Here is a 20,495-nt window from a genome sequence, read left to right on the forward strand (position 1 = left end):
GATCCGCATGTTGCACGTGGAACATCTCTCAGATCGGGACGGATCCGACTATCTTCGAAAGGGAGCGAGATAAAGCGGCCAAGGGATGGATTTGAAGGTGCGATGCAGGAAATGATCATCTTCAACGCGGTGAAAAGAAAGATGGTGAAAAAGCCCTCGGCTGAGAGGTTCCACCTTGTCGATGGGAATCACCTCATCCTGCAGGCCGTGAAATAAAAGGGCCGGCGCAGGGATCGGTCGCATGGGATATGGGGACATGGGGATGAAGTGGATGGCAGGGGCGAGAAGGACGAGATGCCGGACCTTTTCGGGGTAAAGCATGGCGAAAAGGGCCGCCATGAGACCACCAAAGCTCGAACCCACCAGAGTGATGTGCTCCAGAGGCATCAGGATGTCTTCGAGTGCCTGCATTCGTTCCATGAGCGACCCGTCGAACTGCGGGGTCAGCATGTCGGGGAAGCGCTCGCGGAAATAGGCGGCTTTCGTCCCCTGATTCCCACTTTCCAGACCGTGAATGAATATACCGTGCGGCATGATTGCCCCTACCCGCATCCGATCGATTTTTTGTGCTCGGCTTCCAGGGCGGCCGCAATCTCGTCCTTGCCTGCTCGACGGATGGCGACGATTTCAACCTCCAGCGTGACCGTGATCCCGGCCATCGGTTTGTTGAAATCCGCCAGAACGGCATCCGACCGCAGTTCGAGCACCTTGAAGGATACGAGGCAGGACCGCTTGATCTGGCGGTAGTATTGACCCTTACGGAGGCGCTGTCTGATAAGCCCCTCGTTGGGAATTTCGCGGATCAGGTCGGGATCGCGCTCGCCGTAAAGCTCGTCGGCCGGCACATGCACCGTGAATCGCTCACCGACGCTGCGGCCGTTCAAGGCGGATTCGAGGGTCGGCACCTGCCGTTCGACCTTGTAAATGAAGGACACCGTTTCCTCCGTTCTTGGCTTATCGGTGCCGTCAGGGAGATGGGTGACCATCGCGTATCGAATGGTCAGTGCGGATTCCGGCTCGATTCTTTCCATACGGCTTGCCTCGCCTTGCCGGTGTGTTGCAGCGACTGACAAAAATAGGCTGTCAGGAGATCTCCAAGATCTCGTATTCTTGAACACCTCTAGGGACCTGAACGCGGATTTCGTCGCCGATCCGCTTCCCGATCAGCGCCTGGCCGAGCGGAGATGTCACGGAAATCCTGCCGTTTTCGGGGTCTGACTCGTAGGGGCCAACCAACTGGTAGCGGGTTTCTTCATCTGTCTGCAGGTTGTACAGCAAAACGGTTGTGCAGAAGACGACCCGGTCACCGGATTGGCTGTCAGCAGAAACCACCTCCGCCTTGCTGATGACGTCGGTCAGTTCGTTGATTTTCCCCTCCAGAAAGGACTGCTTCTCTTTTGCGGCATGGTATTCCGCATTTTCGCTCAAATCTCCGTGACTCCGAGCTTCTGCTATGGCACGAATATTCTGAGGACGCTCTACATTGACGAGATGCGTCAATTCCTGCTTCAGTCTGGCCAGGCCTTCTTTGGTAAAGGGAACTTTCTCCATGAAACGATACTTCCTCACATTTTCAAAAGATTACAGGCAAAAGCCCGTTTGGGCGAATATTTTCCCAAGACTCTTCTTTCTAACACCTTCAGAACCGGTTTTCCATCGAAATCGGGATCTTCACCCCAAAAAGCGTTTGACCGCCGGCCGCAAGATCAGTATAAGAATGCATGCAAACGCGACAGTCAATCGATTTGGTACAACGGATTCTGGCGGGTGAGAACCCGGGTGCCGAAGCCTACCAGGCTTTGGCGGACTTGCCGGACGAAAACGTAATGAACGTTTTGCCCGGGGCGGATATGCTCCGGGAGAGGCATTCAGGACGTTCGGTGCATCTGTGTACGATCTTGAACGCCAAGTCGGGGAAATGTTCGGAAGACTGCGCTTTTTGCGCACAATCGGCCTTCGCTCGCACCGAGGCGCCGGTTTATCCTTTTGTGGGCAAGGAGCGTATTCAGTCTTCGGTCCGACAGGTGTCTCAAACTCCGGTCCATCGCTTTTCGCTCGTTACGAGCGGAAAGCGTCTATCCAAGGCCGAGTTGATCTCTTTGTGCGAGGCGTTAAGTGAGCTTGGTGAGAATCGCCTGCTGTTTTGCGCCTCCCTCGGTACGCTGGACCGCGAAGATTGCAGCAGACTCAAGCAGGCCGGTGTCAGCCGCTATCATCACAACCTCGAGTCGAGCGAAAGCTTTTACGATCATATCTGTACGACCCATTCCTTTCGGGAACGGTTTGCAACCATTCAGGCCGCCAAGGACGCCGGGCTCTCGGTGTGCGCCGGCGGGCTTTTCGGGATAGGGGAAACAGACCAGCAGGTGCTGGAACTGGCGCTCACGTTGAAGGCCCTGGATGTGGACGCCGTTCCCCTCAATTTTCTGACACCGATCCCCGGCACCCGCCTCCAAGACGCACGCAACCTGACGCCCCTGCGCTGCCTGAAGATCATCGCCATTTTCCGGTATGTCCTGCCGGACAAGGAGATCATGATCTGCGGGGGCCGGGAGGCGAATCTGCGAGAACTCCACCCCCTGATCTTTCACGCCGGGGCAAGCGGGATCATGACAGGAAATTACCTGACGACCAAGGGGCGGACGCTCGACCAGGATCTCAGGCTCCTGGAACAACTCGAGTTCAGTATCCGCACCTAGGAACCATCGGGTCCAGCACAGGAACCGTCTTTAACCCGCCTCATTTTCGGGCCTATCAGGGTTTTTTGCTGGAAAGGTGCCACTTCCCGCCCATCTTCCTCGGAAGAGGCTCCGGGGCGCATAGCTTCACCCACATCTGCCAGCCATGGGGCTTCACGGTCGATCACGGCATCGAGTGGGTTTATGCAGGTGGACCCGGGGTTAGCCCGCCGGGCCATGCCTCTTTTGCCGCCTTCGGCCGATGCCCCACGGTCCGGAGTGCCGTTCGGAAAATGCGTTTCAAGAACCGGCACCCGTTCAAACCGCCAGGGCCGACCCGATCTGATAAATCAACAAGGACATGCTATAGGCCACCAGCAGGTTGAATCCGATCGAAAATGCGGCCCAGCGCCAGCTGCTTTCCCGCTGAATGCTGATCACGGTGACGAAGCATGGCACGTAGAGCATGGTGAACACCAGGACAGTAAAGGCCGAGACCGGATTCCAGCGGGGGTCCTGCTGCAAACGCTCGGTCAGGGATTTGGCCTCTTCGGTGTCCACATCGCCCAGGGAATAAGCGGTTCCAAGCGTCGACACAACCATCTCCTTTGCGGCGAATCCGGCAAGGAGTGCAATGTTGAGTCGATAGTCGAACCCGAGAGGACGGGTGATGGTCTCGAGTTTCACCCCAAGCCATCCGGCGATGGTATGTTTGAGGTGGGCCTGCTGCTCTTCGAAATGAGAGGACTGCATCCGTCGGCGAAAATCGAGAAGCGCCGCCGCAGCCTGTTGGGTTTCGACAGTCAGCCGAAGGGTGGGTGCGATGCTCTCCTCCAGATGGGCGGCCGCCGCGAGAAGGGCGTGGTAAGGACTTCGCGCAATGCCGTCCAGGGTAGCGCGGTCACTGGCTTCGATTGCGGTGCGGTAGGAGGTGTACAGCGAATCGAGTTCCATCAGGACTTCCCCGTTCGGGATGAGCGTTTTCAAAGCAGGAGAAGCCAGGGTTTCCTGGATCAGCCGATCCCGTTGCATTTCGAAGGTGTCGACCTGCTGTTCACTGAGCCCCGGGAAGGTCATCATGGCCCAGATGAGGATCGAAAATCCCAGGATCACGGTCCCCGCCTTTTTGATATACTGCCAGGTCCTTTCCCAGGTATGGATCAACAGGCCCTTGACCGTTGGGATGCGGTAAGGGGGCAGTTCCATCACAAAAGGCGTTTTGGGGCCTCTGAGGACAGTCATCCGAAGGAATTTGGCCGCAAAGAGTGCGAAGGCCCAGGAGAGCAGGGTCAGGAGAAAAAGCATCTGGGCCTGCCGCCTCGCGAAGAAGGCCGCGATGAGGATAGCGTATACGGGCAGCTTGGCGCCGCAGTTCATGAAGGGCACTACCAGCAGGGTCGCGATCCGCTCTTTCGGGTCCCTCAATGTACGGGTGGCGAAGACACCTGGAACGGCGCAACCTCCGGAAATGCCGCCGCTGATGATCAAGGCCATGACGGAATTGCCGTGAAGGCCGAACCACCTCAAGACCCGGTCGAGCATGTACGCGACTCGGGCCATGTAACCGCTGTCTTCCATGATGGCAATGGCGAAGAACATGAACATAATGAGTGGGACAAAGCCGAGTACGCCTCCAACGCCGTCGATGATGCCGGAGACGATCAGGGACTGGAGATTGCCGGACGGCAAGGCGTTCGAGAGGGTGGTCTTGATCCAATCGAAGAACGATTCCAGGACGACTAGGGGCACTTCGCTGGCCCAGAAGGTGAACGAATAGATACCGTACAGGATGGCGATCATGAAGAGCGGACCGAGCGCCCGGTTCGTGAGCACCTTGTCGACCTGATCGGAAAGGTTCAGGCGCACATCTATCCTGCGCTTCAGCACCTGTTTCGTTATCCCGTTGATGTAACCGTAGCGGTGGTCGGCGATTACCCCTTCCGGTTCATCCTCGAGTGTGGCCATCATGTGTTTGTGCGTGTTCTTGCAGATCTCCAGGATATCCGCCCCGATCGCGGGGTCCCTCTGCAGCAGGCCGATGATCTGGCTGTCCCCTTCAAGGCATTTCAAGGCCCTCCACCGGGCAGGGTATTTTTTGTCGTAGATCCCGGATTTTTCGATCAACCCCGTGATCTGCGCGATGCTCTGGTCGATATCCAGCCCGTATAAAATGGCCGCCGGTTTCCAGTCGCGATTCGCCTCGGCCGAAGACACGATCTGGTCGAGGAGGGCCCGGATTCCCCGATTGGAACGCGCCACCATGGGTACGACAGGGACTTCCAGGAGTTTCGAAAGGGCGGCATGGTCGACCCGGATCCCTCTCGATTCGGCCACATCGACCATATTCAGAGCGACGATGAGCGGGATACCCAACTCTCTGAACTGCACGGTGAGGTAAAGGTTGCGGTCGAGGTTGGAGGCATCGACGATGTCGACTACCAGGTCAGGCCGCTCATTGATCAGAAAATCGCGTGCGACGATCTCTTCGAGGGAATAGGCCGTCAGGGAATAGGTTCCCGGCAGGTCGACCACCTCGATTTCATATTCGCCGTGCCTGACGATTCCGTATTTTTTTTCAACGGTGACCCCCGGATAGTTGGCAATGTGCTGCCGGGCTCCGGTAAGGGCATTGAAGACCGTGGTTTTGCCGGCATTGGGGTTCCCAGAAAGGGCGATGGTGATCTTCTTCTGCATTCTAGATTCCTGAGTCAAAGGTCAGGGACCTCAACCTCCACCAGGATGCGGTCCGATTCGTTGTTCCGCAGAGTAAGGACATAATCCTTGATTCTCACGGCCACAGGATCCCTGAGGGGGGCACGTCCCTGGATCTGGATCTCGTTGCCGGGCACCAGGCCCATTTCGCGTATCCGTCTGCCCATTTCACCCGTGGCGGTGACCTTCTTGATGAGCCCTTTCTGGTTGTTGGCCATTTCACGCATGCGGACAATCTTTTTCATGGGTGCGTCGCTACCTTGAAAACATGTGTGGTTGCTGAGCGAGAAATCCCACCCGGGCGAAGCGCCTGCCCTGATGGATGGTTGTCTTCGTGGAAGACTCGTTCGCATCGATCGGGTAAAGGGTTTCGCTCACGGTTTCGAACCCGTGCCGGATGCGCACCGACCCATGGAAAGCGTCATGCAAACCCCTTTCATGAGCGCCGGCTCATCGAGCCATGAGAAGGGCGGCGTGGGACCGCTGTCAGGACCTGAGTTTGGTCAATCGTTTCAACCCCTTGATCTGCCTGAAATTGGCTCCCTGGCTGAGGCAGTTCAGCGCGAGGGCTGGGTCCATGACCTTGCTGCCGCACAGGGCGTCGACGCCGTATTCGAACAGGACCGGAGACATCGGCACGGTGTCGCCCAACAAAAGCGTATAGGCTTTTGTGCTCAGCTGCAGCAGGCTTTCCAGGGTATGGTTGGTGAGAGCGGTTCCCGTGATCGCCACCACGTCGGCCATCGGCAAAACCTGTTCGGCGGCCATTTCCTGGAGGTCGCCTTCCTGTGGATTTTTTTCGATGACCCAGAGGTCCCGTACCCTTTCACGCAGGCGCGGTATGAAAGGAAAGTGCCCGATGATCGCCACCCGACGGTTTTCCCCCTTCTGGAGGATCAGTTCGGCCGCGTTCTGTTCGATGCATTCCGTCTCGTCAATTTCCAGCAGGGAATTGATGGTTGCCATCCCGATCGCGGCCTCGAGGATGCTTTCCGAATAGACCAGATGCGCCAGCTCCCTGGCCGAACGAAGCAGCAATTCGCCTGGATGCTGGACCAAAGGCGGCTTCTGCCTCAGGGCGTCTTTCGGAAGGGTTGCAGCCAGTCCGCATGACCGGGTCAGCACACCGGTATGGAAAACCCCTTGCCGGATATCCCTCACCGGCGCATCCCAATCAAGGGAGCCCAGTAAATCTTCCAGAATTTTCATGATTCTACAATGACCTCTGTCCGAATTCGTTTGATGGAGACTGTAGCCACCCCGTTAGACCTTGTCAAGGGTTATACCGGCTGCACACCGGCCTTTCCGGGTCACTTTTCAGGCGCTGCCGAGATTCAGACCGCGATATGAAATCCGCCGATTCGGTGTCTCGAACACAGATCGAATGCAGGGCCGGCCAAGGTTCGGGAAGGAAGGTTTGGGTAAGGATCCCATATAGGGCCGCTTGAAGGGAAGGGTCCGGTTATGGTGGCGAGGGAACCCTTTTGATAGATTTGCCACTTGTTCGGATCGGAATCGGGGAGTTCCTGATCCAGAAGGGCCGTCCGCTCGCGAATCAGGCGGATACCCCGTTCCTGGTAGGCGTGGGAGTATGCATCCAGGAGCATGAGCGTCCGTTAAACCCCCACACCACCTTAGGTCGTTTCCATCCGGAAATGGTCTTTTTGGCCAATCTCGGCGTCAATCTGCACGTTTGCTTGTGCGGCGACCTGCAGGTCGCCTCCGCGTAAACGTTTGATTTCCTTGATATTGGCCAAAAATCCTCATTTCCGGATTGGAAACTTTGCCGCGCTGGATGCTCTTTTCCGGATGGACACTAGGTCGCTTCCATCCGGAAATGATTTCCCGGTACAACCCAGTTTCCATCCGGAAATGGTCTTTTTGGCCAATCTCGGCGTCAATCTGCACGTTTGCTTGTGCGGCGACCTGCAGGTCGCCTCCGCGTAAACGTTTGATTTCCTTGATATTAACAAAAAGACCATTTCCGGATGGAAACTAGGTCGCTTTGTTTTGCAGGTGCTGGAGGATCTCTGCGGCGATCTCCGGATCTGCTACCAGAAGGTGGGAGCCGATCAGCTCCTGTTCGGGGCTTCCGTCAAAGAGGAAGGGACTGCCGTCCATGCGGAAGATCTTCTTCCCGGCCGCTTCGACGATGACACGTGCAGCAGCCAGATTGGCGTAGGTCTCGTGCGCGGTGAGCGCAGCATCCGCCCGTCCGGTGGCGACATAACACATGTGGGCGACCGTGCAGCCGAGGTTACGGATCTTGCCGGGAAAGCTCGATATATAGTGCTGGTGGAAGCGTGAGTAGGTGAACAGGACGCTTTCGTCGTTGACTTCGGAGGGTTTCGTCCTCGGTATGACCCGATCTCCCAGGTAGGCATCCTGCCCGGCGACGGCGTGAAACAGGTCCCCGGTCGCCGGAAAGAAGCAGACGCCGAGGACGGGCCAGAAATTTTCCAAGAGCGCTATGGAGACGGCCCAGATCGGAATGCCGGCCTGGAAATTGGAGATCCCGTCGAGTGCGTCATAGATCCAGACATAGCGTTTTTCATCGTGGGTATAAGCCTCTTCCGGTTCAGCCCCCTTGAAGACGCGATGCTGCGGAAACTGCTTGCTGATACCGGAGCGCAGAAAGTTTTCGAGATGCAGTTCGGCCTTGGTGACAAGGCCCTCGTCGAACTTGATCTGCGGGGCGCCTTCTCCGTAAAAGGGTAAGGCTTCGCTGCCTGCCCTGCGGGCGAGGTCCATGGCGAAGTCGGCCAGTTCGTCGATCGAAGGTCCCTGAGGTTTCACGGTCATATGGATTCCTTTCCTGACTGCATGAAGAGGGGTGTACCCGATGTTCGTTCGGATAGGGATGGTAATGCCCTGCCCGGCTGATCGGTCGAGGAGGTTGCCGATAAGGAGACCTGCATGCTTCCTGCCGGTTATCTGCAGACCTTCCGGTGCCTGATCGAATCGGGATACGTTCCGAAACCTGAAACTCGGGTGAGCGGACACCCACGGCTGAAAATGCTCGCCTTCCGTTAAGGTATCACCTGAAGAGCGCTCTTGAAGTGGGCATAATACTATGTTGAACTTTAGCAAATTGGAGAGGCAAGGCAAGCAAAATAACCGATGCCGCCCTCCCTCTTCTTGAACCGGCAAGATCTTCTGGCCTCCTGCCCTTGGGATGGTGGAGGCGAGGCCTTTTGCGGGAAGCAGCCAAGACGTCGACCTTGCGACCCGTCGCGAAACTGTTGGCCGGGCGGCCGAGGGGGCGATTTACGGGATGGTATCCACGCCCGCGAAGCAAGGTTCGTGGAGCGGGATCAGGATATCGGCCCTGTCCTTCACACGAACCATCCAGTCATATGCCTCGTAGACATTGACATGTGTCCCGGGAGGAATGACGTCCATTTCCATGGCGCGGATTTCCTTCGGGGGTTCGAAATTTTCCATGATGACGCAAAAACCCGTGATCGCGGCCTGCCCCGCAGAGGTCGAGACCATCACGGTCAGACCGCCGGCCGTGTGCGCCGGTGTATGGATCACCTCGATACCCGGGACGATTTCGCGGTCCGCGGAGATACGTTCGATCTGATCGTTCGCTTCGATCTCGTCGATATAATCCTCGAGATAACGAAAGTCGAGCGGGTGGGGGGCATGGATGGTCTCCAACTCCTTCGAATGGATGAAGAAGCGCGCGTTGACACACTTGTAGTCATTTTCACAGTGATCGTTGTGAAGATGGGTGTGGATCACGATATCGATCTCTTCAGGCTTGAGACCCCAGCGGTCCAGCCCCTCCTCGAAGGTGTAGATCTTTCCGCCGATCGCCGCCTCACGGTCCTCTGATTGAATAGGGTTCATCTCGCCGGTGTCCACGAGGATCTTTTGCTCCCCTCCCTCCAGATACCAGCAGTAGATGGGGATGGTGTACCGTTCGCCGGCGCCGTACTGGTAGGTCATCATGCTCTTGTCAAAGATTTTGGTCCCCATGACGATCGGGTGAATCCTGAATTGCGTCATGCCTCTTCCTTTCCCCGAAAGAGTTCGGGTTCGCGGTGCCGATGCAGCACGGGAAATCGGTATGTGGTGAAGAAACCGGGAGATTCCGCCGCCGTCCCCCCCGGTAGAGGCAAGGGCCTGGCGGCGGAATCGTTAACGGAGGTGGATTCTAAAATCGGCCCAACAAGCGGCGACCGATGATGATCTTCTCCACCTCTTTGGTTCCTTCGTAGATTTCGAGCACCTTGGCCGCGCGGTAAAAGCGCTCGATATCGTGGTCATCCATATAGCCGTAGCCGCCGTGGAGCTGCAGCGCTTCATCCACGACCTCCACCGCGGTCCGCCCGGCATTCCACTTGGCCATGGCGATCAGTTTCGTATCCACGACCCCGCTGTCGAGGAGGGACGCCGCACGATGCGCCAGGGAGCGGGCAAGCTCCACCTTGGTGGCCATCTCTGCGATCTTGAACTGGGTCACCTGGAAGGCCGCCAGCTTCTGGCCGAACTGCTCACGGGTCTTGACGTGCTTGATGGCCATGTCGAGGGCGCCCTGCGAAAGGCCTACCCCGTGGGCGGAAACGTAGCTGCGCGAGCGATCGAAAAAATTCATGAGCTGAAAGAACCCGGCGCCCTGGGTGCCGATCAGGTTCGTTTTCGGGACGCGCACATCCGAAAAGAAGATGTTCGCGGTATCGGAGGCCCTCAGGCCCATCTTGCCGGTGATCTTCTGGGCGTCATAACCCTTGCGGTTGGTTTCGACAAGGATGATGCTGTGCCGTTTGGATTTGGAGGGGGACTCCGGGTCCGTCAGGCAGAAAACCACCAGGAAATCCCCCACTGTTCCGCCGCCGATCATGACTTTGTTGCCGTTGATGACCCATTCGTCACCATCCAGTACGGCCTGGGTGGTTCCCGAGGCCGCGTCGCTGCCCGCCCCCGGTTCCGTGATGGCGAATCCCATGATGGCCTCGTTTTGGACCAGCTGGGGCAGATAGGTCTTTTTCTGCTCCTCTGTGCCGAAAAGAATCAGCTCTTCGGAACCGAAGGTGAGGCTGCAGAACATCTGCCCGATACCGGGATCCACGCGCCAGAACTCCTCGAGGATGATAGCATGTTCGAAAAACCCGAGCCCTGCGCCGCCGTATTCTTCGGGGATGAAAACGCCGACAAAACCGAGGTCGGCCCCTTTCTTGAGCAGCGATCGGGGTACGCTTTCGTTGAGGTCACAGTCCCGGGCGATGTCTCTGAATTCGCCTTCCGCGAACTCCCGCGCCGCCTTCTGGATATCTTTTTGTTCTTTATTCAGCTGAAAATCCATGCTCGATGTCCCCTCTTCAACCGTTGATTTTTTCTTTCAGGGCCTCAGCAATCTTGAAGAGATCTTCCACGACCCCGTAATCGGCCACCCGGAAAATGGGCGCCTTCTTGTCCTTGTTGACGGCAATGACTGTCCCTGCCCCGGCTATCCCGGCGACATGCTGAAAGGCACCGCTGATTCCCAGGGCCAGATAGACCTTGGGCTTCACGGACTTGCCCGAAGTTCCCACCTGGTGGTACTTCGGCAGCCAGTTTTTGTCTACGACCGGGCGTGAACAGGAAAGGGTCGCCCCCAGCCGTTCAGCGAGTTCCTGGATCACGGTGATGTTCTCTTCCTCCCCGACACCCCGGCCGATCGAAAGCAGGAAGGGTGCCTGGGCGATATCCACGGCCCCGGCGCTGGTGTCGACAAATTCGATGAAGGTTCTCCGCGGCTCACCCACCCCGCCGGGAAGAGGCTGCTGGACCACCTCGGCCTGAACCGGGGTGGACTCCTCTGGTTGAAAGGCGCTCGGGCGCACCGTAATCAGATAGCTTTCGGCGTCCCGGCATCCGACCTTCGCGAACAATTTCCCACTGTAGATCTGCCGGCTGAGCTTCGGCCTGGACCCTTCGAGTTGGATATCCACGCAATCGGTTGCAAGTGGTAACCCGGTCCGGATCGAGAGGGCCGGTGCATAGTCGAGGCCGCTCGGCGTGTGGCCCATGAGGGTTAACAGGGGCTTCCCTTGGCTGATGGTATGGGCCAGGACGTCACGATAAAGATCCGGGTCGAAGACCTCGAGGCGCGGATCCTGGAAAAAGAGGACCTTCTCGGCGCGTTCGGCCAGCGGCGGGAGCAGTGCGCCAGGCTCGTCGGCCAGCAGCACCGCGGTCAGGCTGTGTCCGCCCGCCTGGCACAAGGCGCGCGCCTTGGTGAGCATCTCGAACGTGATATCCCTCAATTCTCCTTGGCGATGTTCCGCCACCACATAGATGTCGCTCATTTAAACATTCACCCCCTTTTCCCTGATGATGCGCAGCAGCGTCTCCGCGATGGTTCCGGGATCGCCCTCGATGATCTCGGCCCCTTCTGTTTCAGGCGGCAGAAAGAGCTCCTCGACCTGGGTCTGTGGCAGAAGATCTGCCTCGGAAAGCCCCAGTTCGTTCAGCGCAATGACCTTCAACTCCTTTTTTCCGGCCTTGCGGATGCCCATGATCGAGACATAGCGGGGTTCGTTGATGCCCGTCTGGATGGTGAGAAGGGCCGGGAACCGGATCTGACAGACCGCGTCCATGCCTCCTTCGAGTTCGAGGTGAAGCCGCGCTGTCCCGTTTTCCGTCTCGATACGGGTCACGACGGCCGCATGGGAGAGGCCAAGCCTCTCGGCCAGCATCACGCCCACCAGGCCGGCATTGTCATCGTCGGCCTGTACGCCGGTCAGCACGAGATCATGGGGGATCGTTTTCACCACGGCGGCCAGGATGCCCGACAGGACGAAACCGTCCAGCGGGCGGCTGCCCGGATCGATGCGAACGGCACGGTCCGCGCCCATCGCCAGGGCGCGCCGGAGGATCTCTTCGTCCTCTTCATCCCCGACCGTCACAGCTGTAACCGTGCCGTCGTATTTTTCCTTCAGTTGCACTGCTTCCTCGATGGCATAGCTGTCCCAATCGTTCAGGATATATGCCAGGTCGTCTTTGCGTATGTCCTTTTTTCCGGCATCGATGACGAGATCCACCTCCTGGGTGAGGGGGACCCTCTTGATGCAGACAATGATATCCATCTGCCAGACCTCCTAAAGGGTTGATAGGGTTAGTTCCATGAGATCGATGACTTTCATCTCGCTTTCAAGGCCTGCGGTCTTGATGGCGTCCTCGAAATGGATCAGGCAGAAGGGGCAGGCGGTGACCAAGCAGTCCGCACCTGCACTCCGGGCCATCTCGATGCGTTTGGCAGCCATTCGGACCTCTTCCTGTTCGATCTCGTGCCACAGTATGATGTCTCCTCCTCCGCAGCAGAAACTGCGGTCCCGGGAGCGCTCCATTTCCACCAGGCGCATGCCCGGCAAGGCCCGCAGAAGGTTCCGCGGGGGGTCGTATAAACCGTTGTGGCGCCCCAGGTAGCAGGGGTCGTGATAGGTGTAGACGCGGGGTTCGACCGGGTTTACGGGTTTCAGGCGCCCGGTGCGGACGAGCGATTCGAAGTACGCGGAGTAGTGGGTCACCGGGAGGGCCCCCGGGTAGTCCTTCAGGATGGTGTTGAAGGCATGGGGATCGGTGGTGATCATGGTCCGGAACGTCACGCCCCGAAGGGTTTCGACGTTTTCTTCCATCAGCATCTGAAAGAGGCCTTCCTCACCCATCCGGCGGACCTGGTGACCCGAGTCCTTCTCGCGGCGCCCGAGCACCCCGAAGGATACCCCCGCCCGGTGAAGACCGGTGGCGATCGCCCGGGTGATCTCCTGGACGCGCGGGTCATAGGAGCCGTAGCTGTCCACGAAGTAGAGGACATCCACCTCGTCGCCCTCTTTCAGGATCTTCACCGGGACGTCCGTCAGTTCCTGCGTCCAATCGGCCCGCTTGGCGGCGGGTTTTCCGAAGGGGTTCCCCGTCTTTTCGACCTGCATCAGGACCTGATTGAATGTCTTGGGGGCCTGGCCGGTCTCGACCATATAGCGGCGCATGTCGATCATCTTGTCGATGTATTCGATGAAGACCGGGCATTCCTCCTCGCACGCCCCGCATGTCGTGCAGGACCAGACCTCATCCGGTTGGATGATGTTCCCGATGATGGCGCCGGACTCATCGTCGTCCTCCTTCCGGGCTTCTCCTCCCGCCGTCTTCCTGCCCGGGCCGAAAACCGGATATTGGCTGTAGGCGTAATCCCGCAGTTTGATGGTGATCATCTTGGGGGAGAGCGGCCTCCCGACGGCGTAGGCCGGACAGTTGTCGGAGCAGCGGCCGCACTCGGTGCAGGTATAGAAATCGAGGATGTGTTTCCAGGTGAAATCCTCGAGCTTCCCGGCCCCGGAGCTTTCGAGCTCATCGATGTCTTCAACGTCCCAGCGGAGGGGCTTGATGGCGCCCTTTTTGAGTTTGCGGAAAAAAACGTTCGGAAGCGCCGTGATGATGTGAAAGTGCTTCGAGAGAGGCAGCAGGTTCAGGAAGCAAAAAAGCGCCAGGATATGCAGCCAGTAACTGGACTGCAGGATCGCCTTGAGCGCCGAAGGGTCTCCTTCGGGCAGAAACACGGTGGCGATCCGTGCCGCAGGCAGCCAGCCGTGCGCCCCGGCTCCCATCCGCAGCAGACTCCCTTCGTAAAGCATGTCCGTGATCATCAGGAAAGAGATGAGCCCGAGGACGAGATAGGCCTCGAACTGATGACTGCCGGCGTAACGGGCCGGTCGCGCAATCGCGCGCCGCAGGATGGAAAAGATGCACGCAGCCAGGACCAGGAGTTCGAACAGATCCTTCAAAGAGCCATAGAAAGCGCCGAAGCGCCCCTTCATCAGGGGGTCGAGAAAGGGGATCCCCAGCGCCTGGACGACCAGGTCCAGGGATCGAAGCCCCAGAACCACAAAACCCCAAAAGATTACGATGTGCAGGATCCCTGCCCAGAGGTAACGCGGCTGCCGCTTCTGGATGATCCCGAAGGTCAGGAGTCCCTTCACGCGCTCCCCGATCTCCGAAAAACGGGGATCGGCCTGGGCGCTTCTGAGGAGGATGAGGCGTTTGTAGATCGTGTAGCCGAAGAGGCCGACGGCGACAACGACGATGATCCAGCCGAAAACGAGGCCCGGGATTCCAAGATAATGGGATGCAGCGGGGTGAAGGATAGACGGCATGACAGACTCCTACAGGGATACGGGTAAAAGGTTGACACACAATCCAGGTCGCGAGGCCGGAAATCCAGGCGGCCGACGTAGTGTCATCGGTTGTCCGGCCTTTCCGGGCGGCACACCCCGATGTTTTTGCTTCAAACATTCAATCGGCGAAAATTCCCCTTGTAAAAATCTCGACGAACATATCGGCCAGAGCGCCCAATCCGATCGACCCGTCGGTGTGATACCATTTGACGGTGTAATGCACCATGCCGAAAAAGGCGAATGTCGCTACCGTATGATTGATCGGTTTCATCTTTTTTTGTTCGGTCAGTTCACGCAAAATGCCGTAAAAGAGTCGAACATAATGCCGCTGCTTCTCGGTAAGGATGGTACGGTGCTCCGGACTGAGGGAATTGATTTCGTTCAGCAGCAGGATTTCCCTCTCCTGGTCTCCGGCATAATACCGGGTGTAGAACCCCAAAACCTGCTTCAGTTTTTCCTCAGGAGCGAGATCGGAGAAAGAGATCCCTTCGACGGTAGCGAGAGATTCGTCTACGGCCTCGTTGATGAGGCGAAAAAGCATTTCTTCTTTGCTCTTGTAGTAATAGTAGAGGGAAGACTGGGTCATCCCGAGTTCGCGAGCGATCTCGCGTATGGAGGTGGAGTGGTAACCGTTGCGGGCGAAAAGGCGGGCGATAACCCGATCCATCTCCTCAATTTTTTGATAGTTTTTGGGGCGAGACATTTGTGCTCCTGTTAATTTTAACGAGCGTTCGGTAAATTTCTAGCGTCTGATTTTGCTGCTGTCAAGCATTTTTTGTGAAAAAAGGAAGAAAAACCTATTTATTTAGAGGAAAAAGGGGGTTGGAGAGATCGAAAAAACCGGGAGGTCTTGCCTCGTGAGCCTCAGATCCTTTCTTCGAGTTCTTTCTGTTTTCCAAAAAGGCCGGAGGGCTTGATGACGAGAACCAGCAGGATCGCTGCCAGACTGACGATCATGGTCCAGTGCGAGCCGATGTAGGTGTCTGTGAAACGCTGGGCGAAGCCTATCAAGAAACTGGCGAGAACGAGCCCTCCGTTACTGCCGAGGCCACCTATGATACAGACGGCCAGTGCATTGACCAGCACGTCGTAGCCCTCGCCCACCGAGATGCTGCCCAGCGGAATGATGACAAGGGCGGCGAGTGCTGCAAGGCCGGCCCCGAGCGCCACGCTCAGGGTGGCGACCTTGTCGGAGTCGATCCCGAAGGTGAGAGCGGTACGTTCATCCTGGGCGATCCCTCTGAACGCGAGGCCTGTAGCCGTGTGGTGGGTAAAAAGATAGAGAAGGATGACCAGGAAAATGCTCAGAAAAACAATGAAAATCCGCTGAGCGTCTACGTAGGTTCCGGCGATGAAAAAACTCCGGTCGATAAGAACAGGGAGATTGTACTCGAAACCAACGAAGCCGAGATAGCGGAAGACCTCGAGCAGTGCGAGGCCGATGCCGAAGGTGGCGATGACTTCCGAAAGGGCCTGTCCCCGCAGGCGCATCAGGATAAAACGGTACATCAGGGCGCCCAGCAGGAGATTCAAGGCCACGGCGAATCCGGCTGCGATCAGGTATGGCAGGCCCATGAGATAGACCAGCATCCAGGCGACGAAGGCTGCCAGGATATAAAGGGCGCCGTAGGCGAAGTTGGCGATCCCGCTGATGCCGAAGGTGAGGTTGAATCCAATGGCCATCAAGGCCAGGATAACGCTGTTGATGACCGCATAAATGACTGTTCCGACAAACATGATGGTGCCTTTCCCGGCAGTTTGCCTGATTCCAAAATGGTTTGGAACAGCGTAACGCTTGTATTGCCGCCTGACAGCCGCATTCCTGCAACCGTTTTGAAATCCGCCGGCTTCAAACCATGCAGAGCCTTTTCAGCCCCCATCGCAAGGGATCAGCCGGTCTGTTTAGAGGGCGGCCTGCCGACGGCCCTGCAGACAAGGGCCGGATAATGCGGGCTGGTCTGCGGACCGCCTGGATGCAGATGGAAGGTGCGGGCCGGTGTCCGGATCGGAAGGTTGTGTGTTCCACAAGACCGATTCAGGATACAAACGGACCCGGGCAGAAACCTATTTGAGCGACTTGAGCCCTTCCGGCAGCTGTATCCGGCCTTCGGAAACCGCCTCGGGCAGAACGATGACCCGTTTGCCTTCCGCCGTCCACTGGAAGACAACGGCTATGGCAGCCTCCGACGGATCGTAATCGTAAACCGCCTGGTGGCCTTCGTCAAATCGGATACGACCCATGACCCCCTGCCGGTCGGTTTTGGCGATCTCCGCAGCCAGGATATCGGGATCCAAAGTCCCGGCGCGCTCGATGGCCTCGGCCAGGATATAGACCGATTCATAAGAAGGCGCGGGTCCATGCCCCGCCTCCATCGCCTTGCCCCATCGGGTTTGGTATGCAGCGTAGTAGGCTTCGGAGGCAGGCACCTTGGAGGAGGCAATGGCGCTGCCCAACTCAAAATTGCAGTTGATTGCCCCCCCTATCTTGGCCTCGAAGGTCTTCCAGGCTCCGGGGCCCGCGAGCGGTGATATGAAACCGGCCATCAAGGCAGGTACACGCATGGTATGCCATTGCTTGACAAGGATCCCGCTCTGCGGCATATCGAAGATGGGGAGGATGACCTGGGCGCCCTGCGCCCGGATCTTCATGAGGGCCGACGAAAAATCGGATGTGCCGGTCGGATAGCTTTCGGAGCCCAAGACCTCCCATCCCGCCTTCTTGAAATAAAGCTCCGTCATCAATTCGGCTGTCTTGCGGGCCCAGGCGACATCCTGGTTCATGATGTAAACCTTGTTGAAGCCGAATTGCTCGTTGATGAATGCCATAGTTCCGATCAGGTACTTGACCAGGTATTTGGCGTTCAAGCAGGTTCTAAAGACGTACCGGTATTTTTCCGGCTCCTGTTTGATCTTTTCTTCCGAGGCGGGGGACATGGCAATGGTGCCGATGATCGGAACTTTGTATTTGGCGATGATATCCATTCCGGCCATGAGGGCCTCGGACCGGAAAGGACCGACCACGAGCGCTGCCGGCTTCTGGTCGAGGATCATTTTTTCGAGGCCAAGGAGGGCTTCGGGCACCGGCACCCCGGGGGCGGCGTCTCTGATGTCGATCGATTCCACCTTCAGCATCCTTTTTTCACCGCCGACCTGTACACCGCCTTTCGCGTTGATTTCCTCAGTGGCCATGATGACCGCCTGGAGGGCTTCCTTTCCCTCAACAAACCCGGTCGAGGTGGGAACGCCGATGACGATGGGCGTCTGTGCCGAGACCTCCGCAACCAGAAAGAGCGCCAGGACCAGAGACATCAAAATCGGGCCGAAAATAAATCGTATTCCTTTCATCCGTGTCCTCCTTTTCGAACGATGAGGCGCGTTGAGGCTAACGCCCTGTGATGAAAATGGTCGATTTGTTCCTGGGTCGGGAAATGACGGTGATGCCTGGGAATCCGTTTTCCTTTACTGGGTGTGGCCTCCTTTCCTGACGGGATGCGATCCGGTGAAAATCGTTCTCTGTTTATATAGTGCAAAGTGATCTTGAGATCAATGAATTCATGCTTATCGAATGTCCATCCGGAAATGCTTATCCAGCGCGGCCGATGGAATTGAAACAACCTTTTTACAAGGAGCGGATTTCGTGGAACCTTCCGGCATCGTCACTCTGACAACCGATTTTGGGTGGGAAGACGTTTACGCAGCGATCATGAAAGGGGTCATCCTCGGGATCCACCCGGGAGCGACGGTCGTGGACATCTCGCATGGGATCCGGCCCGGTGATATCCGGCAGGGGGCATGGATGCTGGAAGAGTCGACTCGCTTTTTTCCTGCGGGCACGGTCCATCTCGCTGTGGTGGACCCCGGAGTGGGAGGGGCACGCAGACCTATCCTCGTGTGCACCGAATCCAGTTTCTTCGTGGGCCCCGACAATGGGATTTTTTGGCCTCTCATCGAGGCTGCCGGGGAGGCTACGGTGATTCACCTCACTTCTGAAACGTATTTCCTGCCCAAGATCAGCAGGACTTTTCATGGGAGGGACATCTTCGCCCCCGTAGCGGGGCATTTGGCTCGGGGGATCGACCCGTTCGATATAGGGAGTCCTATCCAGAATCCCGTGCGGCTCGAGTTGCCGACTGTCAAGCGCTCGAAAGATGCCGTAGTGGGAGAGGTTGTCCGAGTGGACCGTTTCGGCAATCTCATAAGCAACATCCGTCGGCGGGATATAGGGTACTTGAGTTGCTTGACCGGGTTGAAGGTGACGATCGGCGGTCTGACGATTCGAGGCATTAGCGGGACCTATTCCAATGTGCCGCGCGGTGAGATGCTCGCCCTTCTGGGGAGTTCGGGTTACCTGGAGATTGCCGTAAATCAGGGGCGGGCCTCCGCGCTCGTGGGTCGGAATGGAGACTCGGAAGGGATCCCAGTACGGGTGAGCCCCGCATGACGAACGAGATGATCGGTACCCGGAGCGTGGTCTTTCTCGGACGGGAAGCGCTTTACTCATGCGCGGGCAGGCTTTTCAGCGATTCCAGGTAAGCATCCCATTCGACGGGCAGTAGATACCTCTTTTTGTTGTTGCAGTCCTTGCACGCGGCCACGATATTGCCCTTCCTGCTCTTGCCGCCCCGGCTCAATGGTACGATATGATCCATGGTGAGGGCTTCCCGCCCTACCTGTCGATGGCAGTAGTGGCACACACCTTTCTGGATCCGGTTCTGCCACCACTGGGTCTTTCGCAGTCGTCTCGCCTTTTCTTTTTCCCGCCGGATCTCATCCGTGGAGATGGTCTCGTAAAAAACTTGGATAGCCCTGTCCCTCCATCGATCGAATGCTTGCAACGCCTGTTTCTGCGTCGAAAAAAGCGGGGTTTCGGGTCCATTGGATCCGAGAATGATCCTGAAACGAGGATCTACAAGGGATGCGCATTCGGTAATAGGTATAAGATAGTTAAATGCCGGGAATTTGTCAATTTTTTAAAGTTTTTCAGGGGGGGGTGGTCCGGAATGGGGCGATGGGTATGCAGCAACGCGCTTCGATGACGAGCGTCATTCGTTTCCATCCGGAAATGGTCCTTTTTGCCAATCTCGGCGTCAATCTGCACGTTTGCTTGTGCGGCGACCCTTTGAAGGCCCCTCTCGGGGCGCAGATCGTCATTTCCGGTTGACTGCAAAAAAATGATTGTGATAAACATAAACAGATGGGTTTTGATCTCCCCTACTACATGCACCAGGCTATCGAGGAGGCAAAGACCGCTTTCGAGGAAGGTGAGGTGCCCATAGGGGCCTTGTTGGTGAGCAGTGAGGGCGCTGTCCTTGCCCGGGCTCACAATCGGATGGTCGGCCTCAGCGATGCAACGGCCCACGCAGAGATCCTGGCCATTCGTGAGGCATGCCTGGCTTGCCGCAATTACCGTTTGACAGGTGCCCTTCTTGTCGTGACCGTGGAGCCCTGCCCCATGTGTGTGGGTGCTGCCATCCATGCCAGGGTGGCCCGCCTCGTTTACGGCGCCTCCGATCCGAAATGGGGTGCGGTCGCCTCGCTTTACGAGATGGCCTCGGATTCCAGGCTGAACCATCGTATGGATACGCAGGGGGGCCTGATGGAACCGGAGTGCCGAGCCTTGATGCAGTCCTTTTTCAGGATGCGGAGGAAAAAGGTCGCCTGAGCCGGTTTGGAGAGGTACCGAAGTGGTCGTAACGGGGTCGACTCGAAATCGACTTGTCCCGTTAATAGCGGGGCACGTGGGTTCGAATCCCACCCTCTCCGCCATGTTTTGCCGGGTAATGATGGTCGACTGCAGTATTCGAGGTTGCCGGTACACCTCAATCCTGTTTCAGGGTTCCAATCCGGAGAGATGTCCGAGCTGGCCGAAGGAGCGCGACTGGAAATCGCGTGTGCTACCTAAAGTGGCACCGAGGGTTCGAATCCCTCTCTCTCCGCCATATTTTTC

21 protein-coding genes and 2 tRNA genes are annotated in these 20,495 nt (G+C 57.4%); 7 read left to right on the forward strand and 16 right to left on the reverse strand.

Annotated features, from left to right (window positions below; translation table 11 throughout):
• Positions 1-48: 48 nt before the first annotated feature.
• The 3 genes from ACZ500_RS18705 to greA are packed head-to-tail and all read right to left on the reverse strand — an operon-like array spanning position 49 to position 1,551.
• Positions 49-534 carry an alpha/beta fold hydrolase gene (locus ACZ500_RS18705; protein WP_464228959.1) on the reverse strand — a complete coding sequence of 162 codons (486 nt, stop codon included), beginning with the start codon at positions 532-534 and terminating at the stop codon, positions 49-51.
• 8 nt (positions 535-542) lie between these two features.
• A complete protein-coding gene (locus tag ACZ500_RS18710) occupies positions 543-1,031 on the reverse strand; it encodes an FKBP-type peptidyl-prolyl cis-trans isomerase (protein WP_464228960.1) in 489 nt (162 codons plus the stop codon).
• Positions 1,032-1,083: 52 nt separating this feature from the next.
• Complete coding sequence (greA, locus tag ACZ500_RS18715; RefSeq protein ID WP_464228962.1) at positions 1,084-1,551, reverse strand: transcription elongation factor GreA; 468 nt, start codon at positions 1,549-1,551, stop codon at positions 1,084-1,086.
• 170 nt (positions 1,552-1,721) lie between these two features.
• Here greA and bioB point away from each other — a divergent pair, with 170 nt between their 5' ends.
• The gene (gene bioB, locus ACZ500_RS18720; RefSeq protein WP_464228964.1) at positions 1,722-2,699 is read left to right on the forward strand and encodes a biotin synthase BioB; all 978 of its coding nucleotides are present in this window, start codon (positions 1,722-1,724) and stop codon (positions 2,697-2,699) included.
• A gap of 297 nt (positions 2,700-2,996) precedes the next feature.
• Here the strand turns inward: bioB and feoB are convergent, their stop codons facing one another.
• The 3 genes from feoB to ACZ500_RS18735 all read right to left on the reverse strand — a co-directional run bounded on the left by feoB (position 2,997) and on the right by ACZ500_RS18735 (position 6,599).
• Positions 2,997-5,372 (reverse strand): ferrous iron transport protein B, encoded by a 2,376-nt coding sequence (feoB, locus tag ACZ500_RS18725; protein WP_464228965.1) that lies wholly within the window; start codon positions 5,370-5,372, stop codon positions 2,997-2,999.
• A gap of 14 nt (positions 5,373-5,386) precedes the next feature.
• Entirely contained in the window at positions 5,387-5,635 is a 249-nt protein-coding gene (locus ACZ500_RS18730) for a FeoA family protein (protein WP_464228966.1), read from the reverse strand.
• A 241-nt stretch (positions 5,636-5,876) separates the two neighbouring features.
• Positions 5,877-6,599, reverse strand: a complete 723-nt coding sequence (locus ACZ500_RS18735; RefSeq protein WP_464228967.1) for a Rossmann-like domain-containing protein — start codon at positions 6,597-6,599, stop codon at positions 5,877-5,879.
• A 275-nt stretch (positions 6,600-6,874) separates the two neighbouring features.
• Between ACZ500_RS18735 and ACZ500_RS18740 the strand changes: the two genes are divergently transcribed.
• Both ACZ500_RS18740 and ACZ500_RS18745 read left to right on the forward strand, forming a co-directional pair.
• Positions 6,875-7,120 (forward strand): hypothetical protein, encoded by a 246-nt coding sequence (locus ACZ500_RS18740; protein ID WP_464228968.1) that lies wholly within the window; start codon positions 6,875-6,877, stop codon positions 7,118-7,120.
• Between the two features lie 79 nt (positions 7,121-7,199).
• Positions 7,200-7,337, forward strand: coding sequence for a hypothetical protein (locus tag ACZ500_RS18745; RefSeq protein WP_464228969.1), 138 nt, complete (start codon positions 7,200-7,202; stop codon positions 7,335-7,337).
• Between the two features lie 48 nt (positions 7,338-7,385).
• Here the strand turns inward: ACZ500_RS18745 and ACZ500_RS18750 are convergent, their stop codons facing one another.
• From ACZ500_RS18750 to ACZ500_RS18790, 9 genes are all read right to left on the reverse strand, one after another.
• A complete protein-coding gene (locus ACZ500_RS18750; protein WP_464228971.1) occupies positions 7,386-8,192 on the reverse strand; it encodes an inositol monophosphatase family protein in 807 nt (268 codons plus the stop codon).
• Between the two features lie 465 nt (positions 8,193-8,657).
• Complete coding sequence (locus tag ACZ500_RS18755) at positions 8,658-9,404, reverse strand: N-acyl homoserine lactonase family protein (RefSeq protein WP_464228972.1); 747 nt, start codon at positions 9,402-9,404, stop codon at positions 8,658-8,660.
• A 148-nt stretch (positions 9,405-9,552) separates the two neighbouring features.
• On the reverse strand, positions 9,553-10,701 hold the full coding sequence (locus tag ACZ500_RS18760; protein ID WP_464228973.1) for an acyl-CoA dehydrogenase family protein: 1,149 nt from the start codon (positions 10,699-10,701) through the stop codon (positions 9,553-9,555).
• A gap of 16 nt (positions 10,702-10,717) precedes the next feature.
• A complete protein-coding gene (locus tag ACZ500_RS18765; RefSeq protein WP_464228974.1) occupies positions 10,718-11,686 on the reverse strand; it encodes an electron transfer flavoprotein subunit alpha/FixB family protein in 969 nt (322 codons plus the stop codon).
• On the reverse strand, positions 11,687-12,466 hold the full coding sequence (locus tag ACZ500_RS18770; protein WP_464228975.1) for an electron transfer flavoprotein subunit beta/FixA family protein: 780 nt from the start codon (positions 12,464-12,466) through the stop codon (positions 11,687-11,689).
• 12 nt (positions 12,467-12,478) lie between these two features.
• Positions 12,479-14,527, reverse strand: coding sequence for a (Fe-S)-binding protein (locus ACZ500_RS18775; protein ID WP_464228976.1), 2,049 nt, complete (start codon positions 14,525-14,527; stop codon positions 12,479-12,481).
• 139 nt (positions 14,528-14,666) lie between these two features.
• Positions 14,667-15,251 (reverse strand): TetR/AcrR family transcriptional regulator, encoded by a 585-nt coding sequence (locus tag ACZ500_RS18780; protein ID WP_464228978.1) that lies wholly within the window; start codon positions 15,249-15,251, stop codon positions 14,667-14,669.
• A gap of 161 nt (positions 15,252-15,412) precedes the next feature.
• Positions 15,413-16,285, reverse strand: a complete 873-nt coding sequence (locus ACZ500_RS18785; protein ID WP_464228980.1) for a branched-chain amino acid ABC transporter permease — start codon at positions 16,283-16,285, stop codon at positions 15,413-15,415.
• A gap of 327 nt (positions 16,286-16,612) precedes the next feature.
• Positions 16,613-17,893: an ABC transporter substrate-binding protein gene (locus ACZ500_RS18790; RefSeq protein ID WP_464228981.1), complete on the reverse strand. Its 1,281-nt coding sequence runs from the start codon at positions 17,891-17,893 to the stop codon at positions 16,613-16,615.
• A gap of 292 nt (positions 17,894-18,185) precedes the next feature.
• Between ACZ500_RS18790 and ACZ500_RS18795 the strand changes: the two genes are divergently transcribed.
• Positions 18,186-18,989 (forward strand): SAM hydrolase/SAM-dependent halogenase family protein, encoded by an 804-nt coding sequence (locus ACZ500_RS18795; protein WP_464228982.1) that lies wholly within the window; start codon positions 18,186-18,188, stop codon positions 18,987-18,989.
• Between the two features lie 52 nt (positions 18,990-19,041).
• Here ACZ500_RS18795 and ACZ500_RS18800 read toward each other — a convergent pair whose 3' ends face one another.
• Positions 19,042-19,350: an HNH endonuclease gene (locus tag ACZ500_RS18800; protein ID WP_464233085.1), complete on the reverse strand. Its 309-nt coding sequence runs from the start codon at positions 19,348-19,350 to the stop codon at positions 19,042-19,044.
• 392 nt (positions 19,351-19,742) lie between these two features.
• On the opposite strand from ACZ500_RS18800, the gene tadA reads away from it, so the two are divergent.
• The 3 genes from tadA to ACZ500_RS18815 all read left to right on the forward strand — a co-directional run bounded on the left by tadA (position 19,743) and on the right by ACZ500_RS18815 (position 20,487).
• A complete protein-coding gene (gene tadA, locus ACZ500_RS18805; protein WP_464228983.1) occupies positions 19,743-20,210 on the forward strand; it encodes a tRNA adenosine(34) deaminase TadA in 468 nt (155 codons plus the stop codon).
• Between the two features lie 8 nt (positions 20,211-20,218).
• A tRNA-Ser gene (locus ACZ500_RS18810) sits at positions 20,219-20,314 on the forward strand.
• Between the two features lie 79 nt (positions 20,315-20,393).
• Positions 20,394-20,487: transfer RNA gene (locus ACZ500_RS18815), tRNA-Ser, on the forward strand.
• Positions 20,488-20,495: the final 8 nt, after the last annotated feature.

Source organism: Desulfatiglans parachlorophenolica (genome assembly GCF_055394735.1).